The organism is candidate division WOR-3 bacterium, from assembly GCA_016867815.1.
Lineage (GTDB): Bacteria > Hydrothermota > Tepidihabitantia > Tepidihabitantales > Tepidihabitantaceae > UBA2258.
Genome location: VGIR01000200.1, coordinates 1 through 2,099, shown reverse-complemented (window position 1 = coordinate 2,099; position 2,099 = coordinate 1). Strand labels below are relative to the sequence as shown.

Below are 2,099 nucleotides of genomic sequence, written 5' to 3'. Positions count from 1 at the left end.
CTGAGGCCTCGTTGAATGCCAGCCCGAATCTCATCCCGGGTACCGAAGTCACCATCAGTTCGTGGATATCTTCGACCGTCTTTATGAAGTGGGACTGGCCGATTACGACGTTGGCGTCATTGGGCCGTACTATGTCAACGCTCTCAAGATTCACAGCGGCTCCTTTTGTGCCTGGTCAGGCGACCTCGGGTATCAATCGCGAAATCCGAATCCCCAATGACGAATCAACGACCAAGCCCCAACGGCCCAGGGCCGACCCCGAGCACGGGAGCACTTGACCACTGGACCACTTGATTACACCTACCGCGTCAGAGTTACTTTCCTAGTTTCCGTGTAGCCGGCGCTTTCCACGCGGTAGAGGTACGTGCCGGCGGGAACCGGCTCCCCCATCTCGTTGCGGGCGTCCCAGTGGGCCTGGAACCCGAGGCTCGGTACCGGTGTCATTTCCAGGCTGCGGACCAGCTCCCCGGAACTGGCGAAGACCTTGATTATCGCCTGTCGCACGCGCGGGTAGTTGAAGTAGAAAGTGGTCGCACCCCCGAACGGGTTGGGCAAAGCACAGAGTCCGATGCGGCCCGGAACGGGCGGTTCCTGCTCGGCTGCGCCGGTGAGGTCCACGTGGAACGTGACCATGGTGCTCTCAGGCGAGCAAACCGGCCACGTGGTCCAGAGGTCGATGTCATTGGTTGTCGAGAACTGGTCTCTTGCCCAGATGTAGTAGTCAATCCGGGACGACTGGACGACCGCAGGTATGGTGAAGTAGAACGTGTCGCCCCGAGCCGAATCAGGTTCGGTCCCTACCCAGGCGCCGGTGTCGACCCGGTAGAAGAGCGACTCCTCGCCGACCGAGTTGTTGTCCTGGATAACCGACCAGACGACGAACGGTCCGACAAAACTCGTATCCGGCCAGACGCGCGTGTGCGAGAAAGCCGGCGGGCGCACATCCCAACCCGGGATGTTGCAGACCGATATCGTCATCATCGTCGCGACGTCGGTGAAGTCCGGGTCATCGCCGCTCTGGCTCAGGGCTGCGGCCACGCCGTTGGCGCCGCTGAAGGGACCGGGCACGACCCATTCGTATATCCACCGGGAGTCGTTGCTGCCCAGGTTGTCGACATAGGTCATGTGGTCGCGGATGACGAGGCATGGCCAGTAGTAGTCACCGGACGCGGGTACCCTGACTTTGCCCTTCGCCACGATTCTCTTGGAGTGGCTTTCGCTCGCGCTGTACGGTACACCCGGGATGATTTCGTACTCGAAGCCGACACTGCTCGACCAACTCGTGCCTTGCTGCATCGGCGTAGCGTAGACCCTCGCATCCGGCCGGTAGTTGCCGATGACCCGGTAGGTCAGCAGCGTGAAATCTACGCCGTCGGAGTAGAGGCCGGACGAGTCCTTGTACTCGTAGATGTTGCTGATAGCGCCGTCGCCAAGCGTGTCGATCTCCATCACCTGTGGGTCGGGCGCGTCGGCCCGCATCGACTCCGGAGCTGGCGACTGGCCTGTGGTCCAATCAACGAGGCCAACCCTTGACCACTGGCCACCGGGGTAGGAAGTCAGGTCCCAATGGGTCTGAGTCGAGTCGAACGCCGGCCAAGTGAAACCAGAGCTGTTCTGTTTGAACTTGCCATAGGTGCCTTGGAGCGACGGCACCTCGTGGCTGTCGATTGTCAAGTCCTGCGCGGGCAACCATGCGGCGAACCCGGCAGTAAGGAACAGGAGCAGACACTTTCCGGCCATACTGCCTCCTTTGGCAAACCTGCCGCAGTGATTATAGAAAGACCATGAGCCAAGTCAATGCGACCCGGTGCCCGCTGGAGGCGGAGCGCTGCGTTGGGAGGCAGGCATACAGGGCAGACAGTTCGATTCCCCCATCCTGACGCGCCGGGAGGAGCGCTATCCAGAGCCGGGAAACCGGGGCTGCAAGTCCGGCTCCGAGGGGGCGGGAATCCGAAAGGGCAGCGGTTCCCAACCTTGGGCTCTCTGGGTTCCGGTTCGGACCTCCGATTCCGACTCGGCAGGCGCGTGGCTTGACTTCCGGGAGGGTTTTGGGATTCTGATTGCGCGTGGCGTATTTCCTCCAGCAGTTGATAAACGGA

The 2,099-nt window shown here is 61.3% G+C and carries 2 protein-coding genes; both read right to left on the bottom strand.

Annotated elements, in window-relative coordinates; translation table 11 throughout:
- Positions 1–154 (bottom strand): adenosine monophosphate-protein transferase (locus FJY68_14285; protein MBM3332989.1); only part of this gene is annotated, 154 nt, incomplete at its 3' end.
- 146 nt (positions 155–300) lie between these two features.
- Positions 301–1,740 (bottom strand): hypothetical protein, encoded by a 1,440-nt coding sequence (locus FJY68_14280; protein MBM3332988.1) that lies wholly within the window; start codon positions 1,738–1,740, stop codon positions 301–303.
- Positions 1,741–2,099: the final 359 nt, after the last annotated feature.